The sequence below is a fragment of the Citrobacter sp. ABFQG genome, from assembly GCF_004322975.1.
Classification (GTDB): domain Bacteria; phylum Pseudomonadota; class Gammaproteobacteria; order Enterobacterales; family Enterobacteriaceae; genus Citrobacter; species Citrobacter freundii.
Genome location: NZ_CP036435.1, coordinates 1,388,689 through 1,409,496, shown reverse-complemented (window position 1 = coordinate 1,409,496; position 20,808 = coordinate 1,388,689). Strand labels below are relative to the sequence as shown.

The window sequence follows — 20,808 nt, the reverse complement described above, 5'->3', positions numbered from 1 at the left end:
AAGCGCCACCGGGCAATTGCATCAGAGCATATTTTTACCGTAGTCCATCGGCGACGTACCAAAGTAGCTCGCCAGCGTCTGACCGATATCCGCGAAGGTTTCACGGTGACCTAAAGAACCTGGTTTCACTTTCGGGCCGTAAACCAGTACCGGAATGTGCTCACGGGTATGGTCAGTGCCGGTCCAGCTTGGGTCGCAGCCGTGGTCAGCGGTCAGGATCAGAATGTCATCTTCACCCACCAGCTCCATCAACTCAGGCAAACGGCGGTCGAACAGTTCCAGGCCCGCAGCATAACCGGCGATATCGCGACGATGTCCCCAGGAAGAGTCGAAATCAACGAAGTTGGTGAAGACGATGGTCTTATCACCGGCTTCTTTCATCTCTTTGATGGTGGCGTCGAACAACGCGTCCAGACCGGTGGCTTTCACTTTTTTGGTGATGCCGCAGTTAGCGTAGATATCCGCGATTTTACCGACGGAAACCACGTGACCGTCTTTCTCGTCGACCAGTTTCTGCAACACGGTCGGTGCTGGCGGCTCAACGGCCAGGTCGTGACGGTTACCGGTACGCTGGAAGTTACCGGCTTTATCGCCGATAAACGGACGGGCGATAACACGACCGATGTTGTAACCACCTTCGGTCAGCTCTTCACGGGCGATTTCGCACAGCTCATAGAGCTTATCCAGGCCAAAAGTCTCTTCGTGGCAGGCAATCTGGAACACGGAGTCAGCGGAGGTATAGAAAATCGGCTTGCCGGTTTTCATATGCTCTTCACCCAGTTGATCCAGGATCACGGTACCGGAAGAGTGGCAGTTGCCGAGGTAGCCCGGCAGGTTGGCACGTTTTACCAGTTTATCCAGCAGTTCTTGCGGGAAGCTGTTTTCGTGATCGGAGAAATATCCCCAGTCAAACAGAACCGGAACACCCGCGATTTCCCAGTGGCCAGACGGCGTGTCTTTCCCGGAAGAAAGTTCATGCGCCCATGCGTAGGCACCAATCACTTCCGCGTTGCCGTCCATGCCAGCAGCAATTTTACCAGTAGAACCTTCGTGAGCTTTCACCAGGCCCAGACGGGTCAGGTTAGGCAGATTCAGTGGACCTTTGCGACCATTGTCAGCTTCACCTTTCGCACAGGCTTCTGCAATGTGTCCCATAGTGTCTGAACCTACGTCGCCAAAGCGATCCGCATCTTCAGTCGCACCAATACCAAAGGAGTCCAGCACCATAATAAATGCACGTTTCATCTTGTTCTCCATACATCTGCGCCGCAAAAAAGCGATCAGATCAGTATACAGTTATTCGGTAATACGACGATAGACTGTCGGTGTAATTTCTGGCGCTTTATCGTCAAGGCTAATTGCCGCTTTGACCGCTTTCGCCGCTTCCTGCCAGCTGGCTTCGTCTTTGGCGTGGATCACCGCCAGTGGGCGCTGTCCGTCTACGCTGTCGCCCAGACGCGCCATATCGCTAAAGCCAACGCTGTAATCAATGGTGTCCGATGCCTGACGACGACCGCCACCCATGGAAACAACCGCCATTCCCAGCGCACGGGTATCCATCGCGCTGACAAAGCCTTCGGTATCAGCATATACCGCTTTGCTGAGCATTGCCGTCGGCAGGTACTTCGCATAATTTTCGACGAAATCGGTCGGGCCTTTTTGCGCCGCCACCATGCGACCAAAAATCTCTGCTGCTTTGCCGTTATCCAGCACCGTCTGCAATTTCGCACGGGCTTCGGCGTCATCTTTCGCCAGGTTGCCGGAGATCAGCATTTCCACGCACAGCGCCATGGTGACGTCTAACAGACGTGGATTGCGGTATTCACCGGTCAGGAACTGCACCGCTTCGCGGACTTCGACCGCGTTACCTGCGCTGGAGGCCAACACCTGGTTCATATCAGTTAACAGCGCGGTGGTACGTACACCCGCACCGTTTGCCACGCCGACAATCGCTTCAGCAAGGGCTTCAGAAAGCTCGTAGGTCGGCATAAAAGCACCGCTGCCCACTTTCACATCCATCACCAGCGCATCCAGCCCTTCCGCCAGTTTTTTCGCCAGAATGGAACCGGTAATCAGCGGGATGGAATCCACCGTCGCGGTAATATCGCGGGTGGCATAAAAACGTTTATCCGCCGGTGCGAGCGAGCTGGTTTGCCCAATAATCGCCACACCCACGTCTTTAATAATTTCACGGAAACGCGCGTCGTCCGGGAAGATGTCAAATCCAGGAATCGCTTCCAGTTTATCGAGCGTACCGCCGGTATGCCCCAGGCCACGCCCGGAGATCATCGGAATATAGCCGCCGCACGCAGCAACCATCGGGCCTAACATCAGTGACGTTACGTCACCTACGCCGCCGGTAGAGTGTTTATCCACAATCGGGCCGTTCAACTGCAGGCTTTTCCAGTCCAGCACGGTTCCTGAATCACGCATTGCCATGGTCAGCGAAACACGCTCAGGCATTGTCATATCGTGGAAAAAAATGGTCATCGCCAGGGCGGCGATTTGCCCTTCAGAAATGGTATTGTCGCGAATGCCATTGATAAAGAAACGAATTTCTTCATCGCTCAGCGTATGACCATCACGTTTTTTACGAATAATTTCTTGTGCGAGAAACACGGTAACCCCCGGGGGAAAGAGTAGAAGGCCGTTGTAAGCCGGGTAAGCAACGCGCCACCCGGCAGTCGTCTTAATGCCGGATGGCGGCTGCGCCTTATCCGGCCTACGGGCTTAGTAGCTGCTTGCGCTCTTGCCGTCGCCGTGACCCAGCGCTTTCAGCAAGCTAGCCAGCAGGCTGGATGCGCCAAAACGGTAGTGACGAGAATCAGCCCAGTCAGCGCCAAACAGTTCATCGGCAATCGCCAGGAACTGCTGTGCATCTTCTGCAGTACGCACGCCGCCAGCCGGTTTGAAACCTACAGTTTTAGAAACACCCATGTCGCGGATCACTTCCATCATGATGCGTGCGCTTTCCGGCGTCGCATTGACCGGCACTTTACCGGTAGACGTTTTGATGAAATCAGCACCGGCTTTGATGGAGATTTCAGACGCTTTGCGAATCAGTGCTTCTTCTTTCAGCTCACCGGTTTCGATGATCACTTTCAGCAGCACGTTTGCCGCCGCACACGCGTCTTTGCAAGCTTTAACCAGATCAAAACCAATCTGCTCGTTACCGGCGATCAGCGCACGGTACGGGAACACCACGTCAACTTCATCGGCACCGTAGGCGATCGCCGCGCGGGTTTCCGCCAGCGCAATCTCGATGTCGTCGTTGCCGTGCGGGAAGTTGGTGACGGTTGCAATGCGGATGTCCGGCGTACCCTGCTCTTTCAGAGTCTTACGCGCAATAGGGATGAAACGCGGATAGATACAGATTGCGGCAGTGTTGCCAACCGGGGTCTTCGCCTGATGACACAGCGCGATCACTTTTTCATTAGTGTCGTCGTCATTCAGGGTGGTCAGGTCCATCAGTTTCAGTGCACGCAGGCTGCTTGCTGTTAAATCGGTCATAACATTCTCCAACGGCATCGCCGTATAAAATTTCACCTTGCGAGTTTGTTAGTATTCTAACATCCGCTCGCTATTACACTTCGATATACATCACAGTTAATGAAAACCACATACAGATTTGCATTACTCTAATGAGATCTACTTCAAATAAATTACCTTTTCTAAAGGGATGCCGTGGCATCAGGCGCATCCGGATCAAAGGTTGTGGCGGCGTTGCTTTCTACAATGGCGTTACACCTTCGGGACAAAAAGGAATCAACGATGCCCACTTCAAGCGAACTCGCGCTGCAACAGCGTTGCCAACAAATCGTGACCAGCCCGGTGCTCAGCCCTGAGCAGAAACGCCACTTTCTGGCGCTGGAAGCTGAAAACGCGCTGCCTTATCCGCAACTACCTGCACAGGCACGTCAGGCGCTGGATGATAGGGTAATCTGCGATATGTACGAAGGTCATGCCCCGTTCAAACCGCGCTACGTTTTACCCGATTACGCGCGTTTTCTGGCCAATGGTTCATCGTGGCTGGAGCTGGAAGGCGCCAGCGATCTTGATGATGCGTTATCCTTACTCACCATCCTGTACCACCACGTTCCGTCAGTGACGTCGATGCCGGTTTATCTCGGCCAGCTCGATGCGCTGCTGCAACCGTATGTTAGAATTCTAACACAAGAAGAGATCGATATTCGAATAAAACGTTTCTGGCGTTATCTCGACAGAACCCTGCCAGACGCGTTTATGCATGCCAATATCGGCCCCGCCGATACTCCAGTTACCCGTGCAATTTTACGCGCAGATGCAGAATTAAAGCAGGTTTCGCCTAATCTGACATTCATTTATGACCCGCAAATCACACCTGACGATCTGCTGCTCAGCGTGGCGAAAAATATCTGCGAGTGCAGTAAGCCGCATATTTCCAATGGCCCTGAAAATGATAAAATTTTCACAAAAAGTCAGTATGGCGTCGTCAGCTGTTACAACTCTTTGCCGCTCGCCGGGGGTGGTAGCACGCTGGTCAGGCTTAATCTGAAAGCCATCGCAGAGCGCAGCGCCTCTGTCGATGACTTCTTTACGCGCACCCTACCGCACTATTGCCAACAGCAAATCGCCATCATTGATTCACGATGTGAATTCCTCTATGAAAAATCACATTTCTTTGAGAATAGCTTCCTCGTGCAGGAAGGGTTGATTGATCCCGAACGTTTTGTGCCTATGTTCGGCATGTATGGCCTGGCGGAGGCGGTGAATCTACTGTGCGATAAGGCGGGGCAAAATGCGCGCTACGGAAAAGATGAGTTCGCCAATCAGCTTGGCTATCGCATCAGCGCCCAACTGGCGGAGTTTGTCGAAAGCACCCCGGTGAAATATGGCTGGAAGCAGCGCGCGATGCTGCATGCACAGTCGGGGATCAGTTCTGACATCGGCACCACACCGGGTGCACGCCTGCCTTACGGCGATGAACCAGACCCGATCACTCATCTGCAAACCGTCGCGCCACATCACGCGTTTTATCACGCCGGGATCAGCGACATTCTCACGCTGGATGAAACCATCAAGCGTAATCCTCAGGCGCTGGTGCAACTGTGCCTCGGCGCATTTAAAGCCGGGATGCGTGAGTTTACCGCCAACGTGAGCGGCAACGATCTGGTTCGCGTTACCGGCTATATGGTGCGTCTGTCGGATCTGGAAAAATATCGCGCCGAAGGTTCTCGCACCAACACCACCTGGCTTGGCGAAGAAGCTGCGCGTAATACGCGCATTCTGGAACGACAACCTCGCGTGATTAGCCATGAACAGCAGATGCGCTTCGGTAAGTAAGATTATCCCTTTCTCCTGCGTCGACGGGCCGGGCAGTCGCCTGGCTCTGTTTCTGCAGGGATGTAATCTGCGCTGTAAAAATTGCCACAATCCGTGGACGATGGGACGCTGCAACGACTGCGGGGAGTGTGTGCTGCATTGCCCGCATGAGGCGCTGAGCCTGAGCGCGGGTAAAGTGTGGTGGCAGTCCGATTTGTGTCAGCAGTGTGACACCTGCCTTCATATGTGCCCCCAGCAGGCCACGCCGATGGCGCAGATCATGAGTGTTGATGAGGTGCTGCAGCATATTCGCAAGGCAGCACTGTTTATTGAGGGAATTACGGTCAGCGGCGGCGAAGCGACAACCCAGCTACCGTTTATTGTGGCGCTGTTTCGTGCGATCAAAACCGATCCGCAACTGCAACACTTGACCTGTATGGTCGACAGCAATGGCATGCTGAGCGAAACCGGCTGGCAGAAGCTGCTGCCGGTGTGCGACGGCGTAATGCTGGATTTAAAAGCCTGGGACAGCACGTGTCATCGTCAGTTGACCGGTCGCGATAACACGCTGATTAAACAAAGCATTACCTTTCTGTCCGGGCAAGGGAAACTTGCGGAACTGCGCCTGCTGGTTATCCCTGGTCAGGTGGATTATCTACAGCATATTGATGCGCTGGCGGCATTTATCAGAGGTTCAGGTGACGTGCCGGTACGGCTGAATGCCTTTCATGCGCACGGGGTGTATGGCGAGGCGAAGGACTGGCCGAGCGCCACGCCGGAGGATGTGGAACACCTGGCGCAAAGATTGCGCGAACGCGGGGTGGATAATTTGATTTTCCCGGCGCTGTACCTGTGATGGCCGGATGCGATGCAATAGCGCCGCATCCGGAATTCAAAAATCAAACAACGCCGTGGTATTACGATACAGCGCGTCAGCGATCACATCCGCAGGTTCCGGGCGCAGTTCGCATAAGACGTCAAAGACTCTGACTACCAGCTCCGGGCGATTAGGCTGCCCCTGAAAGCCGTTGAGCGGCATATCCGGCGCGTCGGTTTCCAGCAACAGCGACTCGAGCGGCAACTGCGCCATTACCTCGCGGGTTTTACTGGCGCGCGGATAGGTAATGGTGCCGCCCACGCCAATTTTGTATCCCAGTTGCACAAAGCGTTCGGCCTGCTGCACGCTCCCGGAAAACCCATGCACCACGCCTGTTCGTGGCAAAGCATGGCGTTTAAGGTACATCGCCAGCTTGTCATGCGTGCGTCGCGAATGCAGGATCACCGGCAGTTCGTACCGCTTCGCCAGCTTAAGTTGCGCTTCCAGCACCCGCTCTTGCTTGTCGAATTGCGGAACGTCGCGATACAGATCCAATCCAATCTCACCTACCGCCACCAGCTTTTGTGGGCGCTTATCCAGCACCTGTTGCAACTGGTCCAGGCAGTCATCACTATGTTGTTCAATAACAATGGGATGTAGACCAAGCGCGGCAAATAATGGAGGATAATTTTCCGCTAACGCCAGTACACGGGAAAAATTCGCCGCCTGGGTGGCCGGAACGATAATGCTCTGTACACCAACCTCCGCCGCGCGCTGAATGCTGGCAGGTTCATCGCCGGTAAACGGCGGGAAATCAAAGTGACAGTGCGTATCGATAAAACGAAAACTCACGCCAAATCCTCATTATTAAACGTTGTATCGTTGGCCTGAGGCGCATTGGCCACCACCGGCGCGTGGGCATCGTTGGCCACCGGCGCGGGAGGAACCACCACCGGTCCCGGCACCACAATCTTCGGCGTCTGACGAGGCAGCGGCACGTTTTTCCCCAGCAGTTTGCCGACGGTAGCGAGGAAGTAACGACCGCACAGGCGTCCGGTTTTGTAATCTTCCCGCAAGGCCGGAATACGGCTTCCCAACGCCATGCTGTGGAGCGGTTTGGGCGGGTAGATCTCAAAGATACGCAGCTTGCCCGGCGGTTTCTCAATAAAGCTCTGAATCGCGCGATAGGTGGCTTCATGGTGCTGCACCAGATTCAACAGTGGTTGCAGGCTGCTTTCACCCAGCCAGCGTTCCATACGCTTGAACCACTGCGGGGTGTAGTACATTTGCGAAGGCACAGTGCGGATAACCACCAGCGTTTTCGCCCCCTGCTTCGCCGCTTCCTGCACGGGAATGGCGTCGCTGACGCCCCCATCCAGGTAATTCACACCGTCCAGCACAACCCCTGTGCGGTAGAACCCGGGAATCGCGCTGGAGGCACGAATAAGATCGAGCCAGTTTTGCCGGTTCGGCGAAAAATAGCCCGGCGTGTAGTCATCACCCCGACAGGCGCACATATAAAACGCTTTCCCCGCGGCAAACAAGCGCTCAGCGTTGTCCATCGCCAGCGGCATTTGGGACGAGGTCGAATCCACCAGCCAGTCGAGATCGATTAAGTTTCCCCCGCGCACAAAGCGCACCGGGTCAAAAAACTCACGTCGGGTAGTGTAACGCATGATGACTTTACGACCGTAACCGGGCTGGTTACAGAGATAAGCTGAAAGGTTTTGCGCACCAGCGGACGTCCCGTAGAAGAGATCAAAGGGATTGAACTGCGCGCGCATGAATTCATCCAGTACGCCTGCGGTGAAGATGCCTCTTTGTCCCCCGCCCTCGCACACCAGCGCCATACTGCCTGGTTGAAACGGACGTAACGATAACGGCGCGATATTACCGAGCGTGACGGGTATTCTCTGCCCCACCTCTGCCTTCCTGTTGTTTTTGTAATAGGACAATAAAGTAACGCAAATTGCCTGCAGCTAAAACCGTAAAAGCCAGTCCGCTGGACTGGCTCAGTAGCAAGTTATCTTTACGGTTTACGTACTAGGGTCGTTTACGCCCGGTGAACAGGCTGACCAGAAACAGAATGATACCCACCACAAAAACAATTTTCGCTGCGCCTGCAGCGGTACCCGCCAGTCCACCAAAACCCAGTGCAGCGGCAATTAACGCGATAACCAGAAATATGATGCCCCATCGAAACATATGCTTCTCCTTTACCATAGTTAATTTCACCGCTTGATATGAGCGCTCAGGCTACCCATCGGCGATATTTTCAGTGTGGTGCACAATACGCCTCCCGACAAACGTCAGGAGGGCGAATTAAGTCTAATTAGTGAGTTTTGAGATCGTTTTTGACGCTTTTCACGCCATCAATCGCTTTGGCGATGCTCTCAGCGCGATCGCTTTGAGCTTGTGAATCGACAGAGCCTGAAAGTTGCACAACGCCATCGGTGGTCTCAACTTTCACCTTGCGTGAAGGGACAATATCATCGGCCAGCAGCTTGGCTTTTACTTCACTGGTGATTGCCGTATCGCCCGCATAGCCTTTAACGGAGGTTTCTTTACTATCACGCACGTGCAGTTTGTCGCTAACGGAGGTCACACCCTCAACGCCTTTCGCCACTTTCACCGCTTCTTCAGCCTGCGCCTGGCTTTCAACAAAGCCGCTTAGCGTTACTACTTTCTGATCGGTCTTGACGGAAATATCGGTGCTCTTAATGCTATCGTGGTCCACCAGCGCGGCTTTTACTTTCGCGGTGATGGTGCTGTCATCCATGAAATTACCGACTTTGTTCATAGAGCTATCGACTTTCTGCCCCGCACTTTCGACGCCGGATTGCGCTTTATCCGTCGTGGCGTTTTCTGCATAAGCAGAACCCGTTGCAACAGCGGAGGTCAGCATCACGGCCAGCAGCGTTTTAGAAATCTTAAGTCCTGTCATTGTCATCGATGTATTCCTGTATGTTTTGCTAAAAGCCAGGCTCTGCCGTTACACGGCCTGAACCAGCAACTAATTTTGTAAGTGGAATAAATATCAGCAATAGAAGCTGCAACAGGCAGCCTAAAAAGCATTTAACGCCGATATTTATGTCATCACATTGTTAAATATAGTTCAGGATTTCGTGATCGCTGCCCGAGTTGACTAAAAAACAGGCAAACAAAAGAAAAACGCGAAGTTTTAAGAACATTCCGCAAGGGATTTAAAAGACAGGGAAAGTTGCAGGGCACGGCGGATACCGTGCCCTGGAAGGTCGATTAGTGTTCGCGTGTTTTACGGAACTGAACGTCCGGATAACGTTCCTGGGTGAGATTCAGGTTAACCATGGTTGGCGCGATATAGGTGAGGTTATCGCCGCCATCCAGCGCCAGCTGAATTTCGTTCTTACGCTTAAATTCTTCGAATTTCTTCACGTCAGAACATTCTACCCAGCGTGCAGTCGCCACATTGACGGATTCATAAATCGCTTCAACGTTGTACTCGCTCTTCAGACGTGAAACCACCACGTCAAACTGCAGCACACCCACCGCACCGACGATCAGATCGTTGTTGGCGATCGGACGGAATACCTGCACTGCACCCTCTTCTGAAAGCTGAACCAGCCCTTTCAGCAGCTGTTTCTGCTTCAATGGATCCTTCAGGCGAATACGACGGAACAGCTCCGGCGCGAAGTTCGGAATACCGGTGAACTTCATCATTTCGCCCTGGGTAAAGGTATCGCCGATCTGGATAGTGCCGTGGTTATGCAGGCCGAGAATATCGCCCGGATACGCTTCTTCCACATGAGAACGGTCACCGGCCATAAAGGTGAGTGCGTCGGAGATCACCACGTCTTTACCAATGCGCACCTGGCGCATTTTCATGCCTTTCTCATACTTGCCGGATACCACACGCATGAACGCCACACGGTCACGGTGTTTCGGGTCCATGTTGGCCTGAATTTTAAACACGAAACCGGTGAACTTCTCTTCTGAGGCTTCGACGACGCGGGTGTCGGTTTTACGCGGCATCGGCGCAGGCGCCCACTCCACTAAGCCATCCAGCATATGGTCAACGCCGAAGTTACCCAACGCGGTACCGAAAAAGACCGGGGTGATTTCGCCCGCAAGGAACAACTCATGGTCGAACTCGTTGGACGCGCCCTGCACCAGCTCCAGCTCGTCGCGCAGCTGCTGCGCCAGGTCTTCACCCACGGCAGTATCAAGTTCCGGGTTGTTAAGACCTTTAACAACACGCACTTCCTGAATGGTGTGGCCTTTACCGGTCTGATACAGGTAAGTTTCATCTTTATAAAGGTGATAGACACCTTTGAACAACTTACCGCAGCCAATCGGCCAGGTGATCGGCGCACAGCCGATTTTCAGTTCGTTCTCAACTTCATCCAGCAGCTCCATCGGATCGCGGATGTCACGGTCGAGTTTGTTCATAAAGGTCAGGATCGGCGTATCGCGCAGACGGGTAACTTCCATCAGCTTACGGGTACGATCTTCAACGCCTTTTGCAGCATCGATAACCATCAGGCAGCAGTCCACCGCCGTCAGAGTACGATAGGTATCTTCGGAGAAGTCTTCGTGCCCCGGGGTGTCCAGCAGGTTCACCAGGCAGTCATGATACGGAAACTGCATCACAGAGGTGGTAATGGAGATACCACGTTGCTTTTCCATTTCCATCCAGTCAGATTTTGCATGCTGGCTGGAGCCACGGCCTTTTACCGTACCGGCGGTCTGAATCGCCTGTCCGAATAACAGTACCTTCTCAGTAATTGTCGTTTTACCGGCATCCGGGTGAGAAATAATGGCAAAAGTGCGGCGTTTGGCCACCTCTTGCAAATAAGGAGACAACGTCATAGTCAAATCTTCTTAGGTAAGCACGGCAACGGGCCGGGCAAGTTGAATACGAAAAATTGCGGCTATTTTACCCATCAACGGGGGGGAGGCAATCAGTGTTTACACAGGAGCTGCTCCAGTTCGCTTAATGACGCTACGGTCCAGGTCGGCTGAATGCCCGCTGGCTGCTCGCGGTGGTGCGTATTTAGCCAGCAGGTGGATAGCCCGGCGTTAATGCCGCCAAGAATATCGGACTCTGCGGTGTCACCCACCATTAGCACGCGAGAACGGTCAGGATTGCCCGCCTGCTCCAGTGCATGGTCAAAAATACGGGAATCAGGTTTTGCCACCCCAACCTGCTCAGAAATCACCAGCAGGTCGAAATAATCGCGCAGCCCCGTCCGCTCAAGGCGGATTTGCTGCAACGCGGTAAAGCCGTTAGTAATGATGCCGATTTTCGCTTTATCACGAATCGCATTGAGCAGAGAAACCGCCCCCGGCAACGGCGAGCAGATCTCCGCCATCGCATTGATGAATGCATCATTAAGCTGGCCCGGTTCAACCTTCAGGCGTTCGGCCCAGCTCTGAAAACGGGCATGCTGCAGTTGTAATGAGGTAATCGCGCCGTTTTGGTAATCCACCCACAGCGGTTTATTCACGGCCTGGTAGTCCTGAAAATCTTCAGCGGTAAAGGTAATGCTATAGTCGAGAAACATCCGCTGTAAGCCGGTAAACGAGTCAAATGTAAACAGCGTTTCGTCGGCATCAAAGAAAATCCAGTCCCACTTCTTCATCATTACACCTTGTCTTACATGCTGATTGGCAACGCCATGATGATGGCGTCTTCGTGACCATCGGCCGTTGGATAGTAATTGCGACGGATCGTCGCCTCGTTAAAGCCTAAGCTTTCGTACAGCGCGATAGCGGCCGCATTCGAGGCGCGCACTTCAAGCCACAGCGTCAAAATGCCACGCTTTTCCAGCTCATCGATCAAATGCTCCAACAGCTCACGCCCCAGCCCACGGCGCTGAAAGTCAGGATCGACGGCAATATTGAACAGCGTAGCTTCATCCAGCACGACCTGCGTAATCGCAAAAGCCGCCATCACGTCATCAACCCTCAACTGAAAATTGAGATAGCGATCGCCCTGGTTGCTGGCAAATGTTTTTTCACTCCACGGAAAAGCGTGGGCGCGTTTTTCAATATGAAATGCTGCGGGTAAATCAGTCGGTTCGAGGGAAGAAATCGTGTTCATATGCGCAGATTTGTTGCCATAACGCGGCGCGTGCCGCTGGGTTTTCCCGTAATTCATTAAACGCAGGACTCTCGACCTGAGCGCCCTCCAGCAGCAGCGGCTCTTCGGTTCCCAGCCGCCAGCTATTACAGCGACTGCCTTGCGGCAGCATGGCGACACGGTCAGGCGTCAGTTGTAAAACCTGATCCGGGCTGACGGTTAATGCGCGTAAAATATCGCTCATCAATGGTTCGGTTAGCGCGGGTAACTGTGCAGCAACCATCACCAAACGGACATGCGCAGGAATGGAAATCGCGATCTCGCCCTGCAGTGCGCCAGGACGACGCAACGACCACTGCGTAATGCCCAGTTGCTGTAACTGCCAGTCTCGTCGGGATGTCATAGCGAAACACTCCTGTCTATCAGGGGCGCAAATATAGCAAATTTGTCGAATCCGTGCCATCAAACAACTATAATCCCCCGCTGTACAATTTAAGGAGCATTCCATGTCTGCTTTTACCCCGGCAAGTGAAGTCTTGCTGCGCCACAGTGATGATTTCGAACAAAGCCGTATTCTGTTTGCCGGTGATTTGCAGGATGACCTGCCTGCCCATTTTGAAAGCGCCGCCAGCCGAGCGCACACTCAGCAACTTCACCACTGGCAGGTGCTTAACCGCCAGATGGGCGACAACGTCCGCTTCAGCCTCATCGCGCAGGCCGATGACGTTGCCGATAGCGATACGCTGATCTACTACTGGCCGAAGAATAAGCCGGAAGCCCAGTTCCAGTTGATGAACATTCTGTCGCTGTTACCGGTTGGCACCGATATTTTTGTTGTCGGTGAGAATCGCAGCGGCGTACGTAGCGCAGAGCAGATGCTGGCCGAATACGCACCGTTAAACAAAGTCGACAGCGCACGTCGCTGTGGCCTGTACCACGGTCGTCTGGAAAAACAGCCGGTCTTTGATGCAGAAAAATACTGGGATGAATACCAGACAGAAAATCTGACCATCAAAACGCTGCCGGGCGTCTTCAGCCGTGACGGCCTGGATGTTGGCAGCCAACTGCTGCTCTCCACGCTGACGCCGCACACCAAAGGCAAAGTGCTGGATGTCGGCTGTGGCGCAGGCGTTCTCTCCGTCGCCTTGGCCAGCCACTCGCCGAAAGTGCGCTTAACCCTGTGCGATGTTAGCGCCGCCGCCGTTGAAGCAAGCCGCGCAACGCTTGCAGCCAATGGCATTGAAGGTGACGTCATCGCCAGTAACGTCTTTTCTGACGTAACGGGCCGATTTGATATGATCATCTCCAACCCACCGTTCCACGACGGAATGCAGACCAGCCTTGATGCCGCGCAAACGCTGATTCGCGGCGCCGTGCGTCATCTGAACAGTGGCGGTGAACTGCGTATCGTGGCAAACGCCTTCCTGCCTTATCCGAAGGTTCTGGATGAAGTGTTTGGCTTCCACGAAGTTATCGCGCAGACCGGGCGCTTCAAGGTCTATCGCACCATCATGACGCGCCAGGCGAAAAAAGCCTAACCGCTGTAGGCCAGATAAGGCGTTTACGCCGCCATCTGGCGTGACACCGAGCAACGCCGGATGGCGCTATCGCTTATCCGGCCTGCATAAAACGCCAAAGCCGAAGAAACGCCTTTTTTTTCGGCAATCACGTTAAGTTCGATAATTAACAGTTGACGCCCTGCATAAAATCTCTAGAATTCGCCTCCGTGGTAACGATACTTTTTGAGTGTCGATGGTATGCGAAGGTGGCGGAATTGGTAGACGCGCTAGCTTCAGGTGTTAGTGTCCTTTCGGACGTGGGGGTTCAAGTCCCCCCCCTCGCACCATAATCCACGTTGATATTGCTCGCACTGGGCGAAGGTGGCGGAATTGGTAGACGCGCTAGCTTCAGGTGTTAGTGTCCTTAGGATGTGGGGGTTCGAGTCCCCCCCCTCGCACCAACGAGGCGATATCAAACAAATAAGATGACTGTGCGAAGGTGGCGGAATTGGTAGACGCGCTAGCTTCAGGTGTTAGTGTCCTTAGGATGTGGGGGTTCGAGTCCCCCCCCTCGCACCAATTATCTTATTTCCCTCTCGATTTCCTTCTCTAGTTTTGTTCATCCCTGATTCCAGTTCATTATTACCAGAACAATGCCACCAATCAGCGCCGCGCATGAAGGTAACAAAACAAAGTGCCGTAAACGCTTGTGGTACAACATGAGCGAAGTCAGTAGTAATCCTAATACAATCATCACCTTCCATACGTAGACCGACAGCTCGCTATATGCCATCCCGGCAATCAGCATTCCCGGCAGCAGAACACCCCATCCACTGCCCAGCGTACGTTGCAACATGATTCCACCTATGACACTGATAATGATAACCAATATCATATGATAAAATTTCTCATTTGTCAGCCGTGAAGCACTATCAATTATATGAGTTTTACTTAACGATTGATGACATGAATAACCCAAGGTGATAAATTGCTCACCGGTTAGCTCTTCAACTAAAAACAATAAAAACCTCTGCGAATGATACCCCGTTCGTTATTTGTTTTATTTACCAACACACCTTCGTACATTGCAGATAACTAACAATATTTACCTATGACAGTACAATCCTGGCGAACTCTGCGCACCAAAAAATACCAACTCTCTTTACGACTGTTTCTGCTGCTCAACGCAGTCTCCGCGCTGTTTACGCTTTTTTTCCCACTGTTTGCGGTCAAAGCCTTATCAGTATCGGCGTTGCTGATACTGGTGATGAGTACACTGCTGCTGGTATGGCATGGGAAATACGCAGATAAAAGAATTAATCTCCCTTTTATTTCAATCGTTTTTGGCTTGTTATGGGCGTTACACATATTATTGAAATATAATGCTTTAGGTCAGAATGATTATTATTTCCTGTTAATAGCGCTTCTCAGCGTACTGTTTATTGGCTCTATCGCTTTTGCCAATAATATCATCGCGTTTACGCTCCACTCACTCCCCTCCGTCGCCGTTTGTTTATGGCTTAACGGCAGCGAGCATGGTTTGCGGATTTTCTATTTTATGGCGCTGCCTATGGCCGGTATCGCCATCCAGCATGTGATACAAAAGCGCTACGATGGGTTCGCTCAGCAACTGATGTACAAACTGCTGGAAGAACGAGAAACCCTGAACGGGCTCAGCATGCTCGACCCGCTAACCGGTTTGTATAATCGCCGGGGGCTGCAACACCGGCTCGATACGCTGTTGGCCCTAAGTAATTCGAGACACTTCGTTCTGCTGCTGGATATCGACCATTTCAAATCCTATAACGATCATTACGGACATATGATGGGCGACCAGGCGTTGATCCGTGTTTCTGCCGCCATCCGAGACTCCGTCCGCTCCAGGGATGTGGTGGCGCGTTTTGGCGGTGAAGAGTTTATGATTTTGCTGACCGCGGTCGATCCACAGCAAGCCCAGGCTGCCGCCGAACGTATCCGCCAGAAAGTATACGACCTTAAAATCCCTCACATGTTTAATGAGAGCGTGGCAACCAACGTAACCGTCAGTATCGGCATTGCACCTCTGGTCGAACAGGATATTGATGCTGCTATTGCCAAAGCGGATAAAGCCCTTTACGAGGCGAAGAATCTTGGGCGTAACAATACTCTGGTCAGCGATGAGCTACGGGTAAACTGCCCTTCTATCTGAGCTTTCTGTGCGGTGCCACCCGAGATGGCGACAAAGATCTTGCTATCGCTTAACACCAATTATAGGATTAGCAATCATTATCATTAAGATTAACATCCTTATATCGACATGGCTTATCGTTCCGCACCGATTGTTGAAGATGTCATCTGGCGTAGCCATCTCCCCTCAGAGATGCCCTCGCTGGCTGCTGCCGTACGCGCAACGATAGCCAAAACTCGCGAGCACTTGCTGGACTTCATTCGTCTTGACGAAACGCCTGTGCCAGGTGCAATGACGCTGCATGAATGGACGCAACCGACGACGCTAAGTTCATTGCTCGCTGTTTATTCAGACCATATCTATCGCAACCAGCCCACGCTGCCCCGCGAAAATAAGCCCCTGATATCTCTTTGGGCGCAATGGTATATTGGCCTGATGATGCCTCCGTTAATGGTGGCCCTGCTGACGCAAAAAGAGGCTATAGACGTCTCTCCTGAACACATGCACGTAGAATTCCACGAAACGGGCCGAGCAGCCTGCTTCTGGATCGATGTCCATCAGGATCATCTGGCTACAGCCCTGTCTCCTCAACAACGCATGGAAACGCTGATTCTCTCAGCGCTAACGCCGGTTGTGCAGGCGCTGGAAGCAACGGGTGAGATCAACGCAAAGCTTATCTGGAGCAACACCGGATACTTAATTCACTGGTATTTAACGGAAATGAAGCCGTTGTTAGGTGAAGAACTGCTGACCACGCTGCGCCAGACCTGCTTTTTTGAGAAACAACTTTCCTGCGGTCAGGATAATCCTCTATGGCGTACCGTTGTTCCGCGTGAAGGGCTGTTAGTGCGCAGAACCTGCTGCCAACGCTATCGCCTGCCTGACGTTCAGCAATGCGGAGACTGCACGCTGAAGTAAGCGAGGAGCCGTAGCCCCTCGCCAGATATTTATGCAACCTGCTGGTTTTCCTCTTCCATACGCTGCGCTTCTTCTTTTTCCTGCGCTAATAACTGCTTTTCGTAGACCTTAAAGAACGGGAAGTAGATAACGGCCGATACCAGCGCCAACAGCACCACCAGGATAGCCGCACGATAATCCCAACCTAACGCCCATGCGGCGCCAACCGGTGCCGGGGCCGTCCATGGAACCACTGAAATTACCCGCCCAATTAAATCCAGTTTCATCGCCGCCCACGCCAGTACCGCATTCACCATCGGAGCCAGCAGGAAGGGGATAAAAAACACCGGGTTCATGACAATCGGCGTACCGAATATCACCGGTTCGTTAATATTAAAAATGCTGGGGACCACGCTCAGACGCCCAATCGAGCGTAGATGAGCGGAACGACTCCGAAGATAGCAAATCACCAACCCCATCGTCGCGCCGGAACCACCAACCACAATGAAGAACGTCCAGAACGCTTCCATAAAGATATGCGGCAACGGCGCACCCTGCGCCAGCGCCGACTGGTTCATCCCGAGATTGGTGAGCCAGAACATTTGCAGCATTCCCGACACAATAGCCGCGCCGTGAATACCGGCAAACCACAGCAGATGGCCGATCAATACCGCCAGCAGGATCGCCGGGAGAGAATCTGCAGCCGACACCAGTGGTTTGAAAATGGCCATAATGGCCTGCGGGATCAGCATGTCAAACTGCGACTGTATCGCCAGGCTTAGCGGGTACAGCGTCAGCACCACCACCAGCACCGGGATCAGCAGATCGAAAGAGTTTTTGATCATCGGCGGCACCTGATCGGGTAAACGGATGCCAATGTTGTGCGCCTTCAGGAAGCGCATCATTTCAACGCAGTAAATGGCTACCAGGATGGCGGTGAAAATCCCCGTTCCTCCCAGACTATCAACCGGCATCGTGCCTTTGGTTTTTGGCGCGGCAATCAGCAAAAAAGCCATGATTGATAGCATCGCACACATAAACGGATCTAACTGATGCGACTTCACATAGTGCTTGCCCAGGTTATAAGCAATAGCCGCACATATGTAGATCGACATGATCCCCATCGTCATATCAAACGGTGTGAGGATTTGGCCTTCAAACTGTTTTGCCAAATCCAGCCACGCACGGGCGAATCCCCAGGTGGTATCCGGAGAAAACGGCGGATAGGCAAAAACCAGCAGAAAAGAGCCTACAATCATAAAAGGCATCGCCGAAATAAAACCGTCACGAATAGCCATGACATGACGTTGTGAAGAGATGCGCCCGGCAACAGGGCTAACATAGTTTTCAACAAAGCGGAAAATCACGTTAAACACAGCATGGTTAGTAGACATAGCCGTTCTCCCGTTGTGCAAAACCTTGCAACCGTGTTGGCATCAACACCACCACGTAAATCCCATTACCACTTTTCGCAACCGTGCCGGGGGGAACACCAGCACTACCGCTATTCGAGTTAAGTTTCATAGATGGCTCTTATTATGTGATACAGAGGAAGTGACAACTTCAGTATTAATCGTCATTTCAGCATTCTGCAACCGGTTACTGTAACCGGTTTCTTTGATTGTGAAGACGATCGAAAAACTGCTAATGTTGCTATATTGTTACAATAAAATATTTACAGTGCGGTTGCCCCTATGACAAATTACATCCTGCATGTTTTCTGCTGTGCAGGATTATCTGTAAGCGATAGGGAGAGAAGAATGAGTTTGCAATCAGTACGTCAATTCCTGGCGCAACATGCACCAGATATTGAGATTATCGAATTAGATCAGAGCACAGCAACCGTTGATCTGGCAGCAAAAGCCCATAACGTTGAACCTGGCCAGATAGCGAAAACACTTTCGCTAAAGGTGAAGAACGACATCATCCTGGTCGTGGCAAAAGGTGATGCCCGACTGGATAATAAAAAGCTAAAGAGTACGTTCGGTGCCAAAGCCCGTATGTTGAGTAGCGATGAGGTCGTGAGCGCGACGGGGCATCCCGTTGACGGCGTTTGCCCCTTCGGATTAGAAACACCGATTTCAGTGTACTGTGATGTTTCTCTGAAGCACTACGCTGAAGTGTTGCCTGCCGCAGGTGCCATCCACAGCGCGGTTCGCATCACGCCTGAGAGGATGGCTGAACTGACTTCTGCCACCTGGGTTGACGTGTGTCAGTAATGCTTCACGCGCCAAATCGGCGACCAAACCCGGCACAAAGCACGTCAACGTTGCCTGTCACGAAGCCGCCTGCATAAAAGGCGCTGGCTCGCCAGCACGCAGGTACAGCAGGATATCGGCAGCATCCAGTAACCCGGCATCTGAGCTTACTCCCAGTTTGGACATCACATTAAATTTGTGTGCCCGAATGGTTTTAATGTTCCGTTCAAGCTGAGCGGCAATCTGTGGCATCGAATAGCCATTTGACATAAAGCGCAGTATTTCTCGTTCTGTCGGACTGAGCATGCGGCTTTGATTAATATACCAATGGTTTTTCGTGCTTTCGGTTCCTCGGCTTGGGCTGCTTAACGCCGTTAATAAAGCGTCCTGTAGCACCGTTAACGAAGAAGCTTTACTCACAACGCCATCCAGCGGCAAGGGGGACAAGGAGCCAATTAAACGCGCTTCAGCGTCATCATCGGCAATCACCACGCGGCGAATCCGTGGAAAATTTATCGCCAGTTCCGTTAAATAGGCCAACCCAGCTCTGCGATCGCTTCTGATTGCAGAGAGAGAAAAAATAACTGCCGAAAACGACATCTTTAACATTACCTGACTAAAAGTGGGCTGGCTAGAAAAGAGATGAAGTTTATATTGGTCATCTGGCATGGTATTAAATAAACTATTAATACCTACACTGCTCATTGTACACTTTTCTACCAGTGCAACGTTTCTTTTGATGATTCTGCTTTCCATTCCGTGGTTTCTCCATAAACTGAAGGTAAATTAAGTTCTCGCGATCCTTGAGAACTATTTATCCAGGCATACATTTCTGCATTGCTATTTATCGACAAGCGACGCATAGCGCTATTCTTTTGGGCACTGATTGTTTTATTGCTTTTCTTCAGTAACATCGCAATCTGATTAATTCCCCAGCCTTTCCCAAGGAGGCGCAACACTTTCCTTTCAGAGAGAGTGAGGACTATTGAGCGCGCGCTATGATCTAACAATTGCGGCATGGCAGGTGGAGAAAGTAGTGTCTTACTTATTCTTTCTGCTCGCGCATTTCCTGCGTGAATGACGCTCACTAAACTTTCTATCGGCTCTGCATCAGAGAGCAGCGAACTGACAGGACACATCAGTAGCTCAATAGCCAAAGGATAAAAAATACGAGAGACGAGAAAGACCCAGTGAATATCACGGTATTGAGATAATAAAGAATAATATTGTTCGCAGACTGAACGAGGATAATTGCAGTCTCCAGTTAAATCAGCAATCACCAAATCAGCGTACCGTAGTTGTAATAATGTAAGCTCTTCAACAGAACGACAGTATGTAAGTTCGTAATCGGCAAACTGCGCCTGTATTATACCTTTAAGCCCGGTCTGTATAATCGGTGATTTACTAATAATAATTGCGTTTTTGCAGCGTCCTTGCAACATATCCCCTCCACACTCACCAGTCCGTAATCGTACTTAATTCAGTTCTCCCTAATAAATTAATAGCCATTAATTCACGTAAAAATACTCCGAACAATAAACGGGGTGAATTGCTTATCCTTGGCGTTTATTAAAATAAAAGTATTGGCACTACAATCCAGATAAAGCCAAACTGTCAAGCTATTATTACATGATTACGCATAAATACGTTATTTGTAAAATTAAAATAACTACAATAGATCGTTAGCATGGCTTATGTATTTGCCATCCGGGTAAATAACGCTACATTACAGTCATGCGCCCTCTCATACCTCGGCGAGTGGGGAGTGTTAATATGCCATAACCGTATCGTCGGTGTCTTTTTTCGACACAAAGATTGATCTTAGCCAGAGCCAGCGGGCTCATGCTTCATGATAAAAGTAAACATTC

21 protein-coding genes and 3 tRNA genes are annotated in these 20,808 nt (G+C 51.8%); 9 read left to right on the top strand and 15 right to left on the bottom strand.

The genetic code is table 11. The features are described from left to right. Nucleotides 1–21: 21 nt before the first annotated feature. The 3 genes from deoB to deoC form a co-directional block, all read right to left on the bottom strand. Nucleotides 22–1,245, bottom strand: a complete 1,224-nt coding sequence (gene deoB, locus WN16_RS06890) for a phosphopentomutase (RefSeq protein ID WP_003019037.1) — start codon at nucleotides 1,243–1,245, stop codon at nucleotides 22–24. 51 nt (nucleotides 1,246–1,296) lie between these two features. After that, nucleotides 1,297–2,619, bottom strand: a complete 1,323-nt coding sequence (gene deoA / locus WN16_RS06885) for a thymidine phosphorylase (RefSeq protein WP_003019040.1) — start codon at nucleotides 2,617–2,619, stop codon at nucleotides 1,297–1,299. A 111-nt stretch (nucleotides 2,620–2,730) separates the two neighbouring features. Beyond that, nucleotides 2,731–3,510, bottom strand: coding sequence for a deoxyribose-phosphate aldolase (gene deoC, locus WN16_RS06880; RefSeq protein WP_003019042.1), 780 nt, complete (start codon nucleotides 3,508–3,510; stop codon nucleotides 2,731–2,733). A gap of 261 nt (nucleotides 3,511–3,771) precedes the next feature. Between deoC and WN16_RS06875 the strand changes: the two genes are divergently transcribed. Both WN16_RS06875 and WN16_RS06870 read left to right on the top strand, forming a co-directional pair. Beyond that, nucleotides 3,772–5,322, top strand: coding sequence for a YjjI family glycine radical enzyme (locus WN16_RS06875; protein WP_044699056.1), 1,551 nt, complete (start codon nucleotides 3,772–3,774; stop codon nucleotides 5,320–5,322). Then, on the top strand, nucleotides 5,294–6,157 hold the full coding sequence (locus WN16_RS06870) for a YjjW family glycine radical enzyme activase (protein ID WP_044699058.1): 864 nt from the start codon (nucleotides 5,294–5,296) through the stop codon (nucleotides 6,155–6,157). Before WN16_RS06875 ends, WN16_RS06870 begins: the two co-directional genes overlap by 29 nt. Nucleotides 6,158–6,193: 36 nt before the next feature. Here the strand turns inward: WN16_RS06870 and WN16_RS06865 are convergent, their stop codons facing one another. From WN16_RS06865 to holD, 8 genes are all read right to left on the bottom strand, one after another. Further along, on the bottom strand, nucleotides 6,194–6,970 hold the full coding sequence (locus WN16_RS06865) for a metal-dependent hydrolase (RefSeq protein ID WP_044699060.1): 777 nt from the start codon (nucleotides 6,968–6,970) through the stop codon (nucleotides 6,194–6,196). Then, nucleotides 6,967–8,040 carry a patatin family protein gene (locus tag WN16_RS06860; RefSeq protein WP_003837277.1) on the bottom strand — a complete coding sequence of 358 codons (1,074 nt, stop codon included), beginning with the start codon at nucleotides 8,038–8,040 and terminating at the stop codon, nucleotides 6,967–6,969. The genes WN16_RS06865 and WN16_RS06860 overlap by 4 nt, the downstream gene beginning before the upstream one ends. 121 nt (nucleotides 8,041–8,161) lie before the next feature. Then, a complete protein-coding gene (locus WN16_RS06855; RefSeq protein WP_003019081.1) occupies nucleotides 8,162–8,323 on the bottom strand; it encodes a DUF1328 family protein in 162 nt (53 codons plus the stop codon). A 127-nt stretch (nucleotides 8,324–8,450) separates the two neighbouring features. After that, complete coding sequence (gene osmY, locus WN16_RS06850) at nucleotides 8,451–9,068, bottom strand: molecular chaperone OsmY (RefSeq protein WP_003837258.1); 618 nt, start codon at nucleotides 9,066–9,068, stop codon at nucleotides 8,451–8,453. A 308-nt stretch (nucleotides 9,069–9,376) separates the two neighbouring features. Then, nucleotides 9,377–10,966, bottom strand: coding sequence for a peptide chain release factor 3 (gene prfC, locus WN16_RS06845; RefSeq protein WP_003019086.1), 1,590 nt, complete (start codon nucleotides 10,964–10,966; stop codon nucleotides 9,377–9,379). Nucleotides 10,967–11,058: 92 nt separating this feature from the next. Then, the gene (gene yjjG, locus WN16_RS06840; protein WP_003019088.1) at nucleotides 11,059–11,739 is read right to left on the bottom strand and encodes a pyrimidine 5'-nucleotidase; all 681 of its coding nucleotides are present in this window, start codon (nucleotides 11,737–11,739) and stop codon (nucleotides 11,059–11,061) included. 14 nt (nucleotides 11,740–11,753) lie between these two features. Continuing rightward, the gene (gene rimI / locus WN16_RS06835; RefSeq protein WP_003019092.1) at nucleotides 11,754–12,200 is read right to left on the bottom strand and encodes a ribosomal protein S18-alanine N-acetyltransferase; all 447 of its coding nucleotides are present in this window, start codon (nucleotides 12,198–12,200) and stop codon (nucleotides 11,754–11,756) included. Beyond that, entirely contained in the window at nucleotides 12,169–12,582 is a 414-nt protein-coding gene (holD, locus tag WN16_RS06830; RefSeq protein ID WP_003837254.1) for a DNA polymerase III subunit psi, read from the bottom strand. The genes rimI and holD overlap by 32 nt, the downstream gene beginning before the upstream one ends. Before the next feature lie 103 nt (nucleotides 12,583–12,685). Here holD and rsmC point away from each other — a divergent pair, with 103 nt between their 5' ends. The 4 genes from rsmC to WN16_RS06810 all read left to right on the top strand — a co-directional run bounded on the left by rsmC (nucleotide 12,686) and on the right by WN16_RS06810 (nucleotide 14,257). Then, a complete protein-coding gene (gene rsmC, locus WN16_RS06825) occupies nucleotides 12,686–13,717 on the top strand; it encodes a 16S rRNA (guanine(1207)-N(2))-methyltransferase RsmC (protein WP_003837251.1) in 1,032 nt (343 codons plus the stop codon). A gap of 221 nt (nucleotides 13,718–13,938) precedes the next feature. After that, nucleotides 13,939–14,025, top strand: a tRNA-Leu gene (locus WN16_RS06820). 28 nt (nucleotides 14,026–14,053) lie between these two features. Beyond that, nucleotides 14,054–14,139: transfer RNA gene (locus WN16_RS06815), tRNA-Leu, on the top strand. A gap of 32 nt (nucleotides 14,140–14,171) precedes the next feature. Continuing rightward, nucleotides 14,172–14,257, top strand: a tRNA-Leu gene (locus WN16_RS06810). Nucleotides 14,258–14,297: 40 nt separating this feature from the next. Here WN16_RS06810 and WN16_RS06805 read toward each other — a convergent pair. Beyond that, nucleotides 14,298–14,534, bottom strand: a complete 237-nt coding sequence (locus WN16_RS06805; protein WP_072144002.1) for a DUF1435 domain-containing protein — start codon at nucleotides 14,532–14,534, stop codon at nucleotides 14,298–14,300. A 255-nt stretch (nucleotides 14,535–14,789) separates the two neighbouring features. Between WN16_RS06805 and WN16_RS06800 the strand changes: the two genes are divergently transcribed. After that, a complete protein-coding gene (locus WN16_RS06800; RefSeq protein ID WP_003837249.1) occupies nucleotides 14,790–15,866 on the top strand; it encodes a diguanylate cyclase in 1,077 nt (358 codons plus the stop codon). A gap of 108 nt (nucleotides 15,867–15,974) precedes the next feature. Then, complete coding sequence (gene fhuF, locus WN16_RS06795; RefSeq protein ID WP_003837247.1) at nucleotides 15,975–16,763, top strand: siderophore-iron reductase FhuF; 789 nt, start codon at nucleotides 15,975–15,977, stop codon at nucleotides 16,761–16,763. A gap of 29 nt (nucleotides 16,764–16,792) precedes the next feature. Here fhuF and WN16_RS06790 read toward each other — a convergent pair whose 3' ends face one another. Next, complete coding sequence (locus WN16_RS06790) at nucleotides 16,793–18,136, bottom strand: PTS sugar transporter subunit IIC (protein ID WP_044699063.1); 1,344 nt, start codon at nucleotides 18,134–18,136, stop codon at nucleotides 16,793–16,795. A 366-nt stretch (nucleotides 18,137–18,502) separates the two neighbouring features. Between WN16_RS06790 and WN16_RS06785 the strand changes: the two genes are divergently transcribed. Next, complete coding sequence (locus WN16_RS06785) at nucleotides 18,503–18,961, top strand: YbaK/EbsC family protein (protein ID WP_044699064.1); 459 nt, start codon at nucleotides 18,503–18,505, stop codon at nucleotides 18,959–18,961. Between the two features lie 57 nt (nucleotides 18,962–19,018). On the opposite strand, the gene bglJ is transcribed toward WN16_RS06785, so the two are convergent. Together bglJ and WN16_RS06775 are read right to left on the bottom strand one after the other, a co-directional pair. Then, a complete protein-coding gene (gene bglJ / locus WN16_RS06780; RefSeq protein WP_044699065.1) occupies nucleotides 19,019–19,696 on the bottom strand; it encodes a DNA-binding transcriptional activator BglJ in 678 nt (225 codons plus the stop codon). Continuing rightward, on the bottom strand, nucleotides 19,657–20,382 hold the full coding sequence (locus WN16_RS06775) for a response regulator transcription factor (protein WP_003019119.1): 726 nt from the start codon (nucleotides 20,380–20,382) through the stop codon (nucleotides 19,657–19,659). Before WN16_RS06775 ends, bglJ begins: the two co-directional genes overlap by 40 nt. Nucleotides 20,383–20,808: the final 426 nt, after the last annotated feature.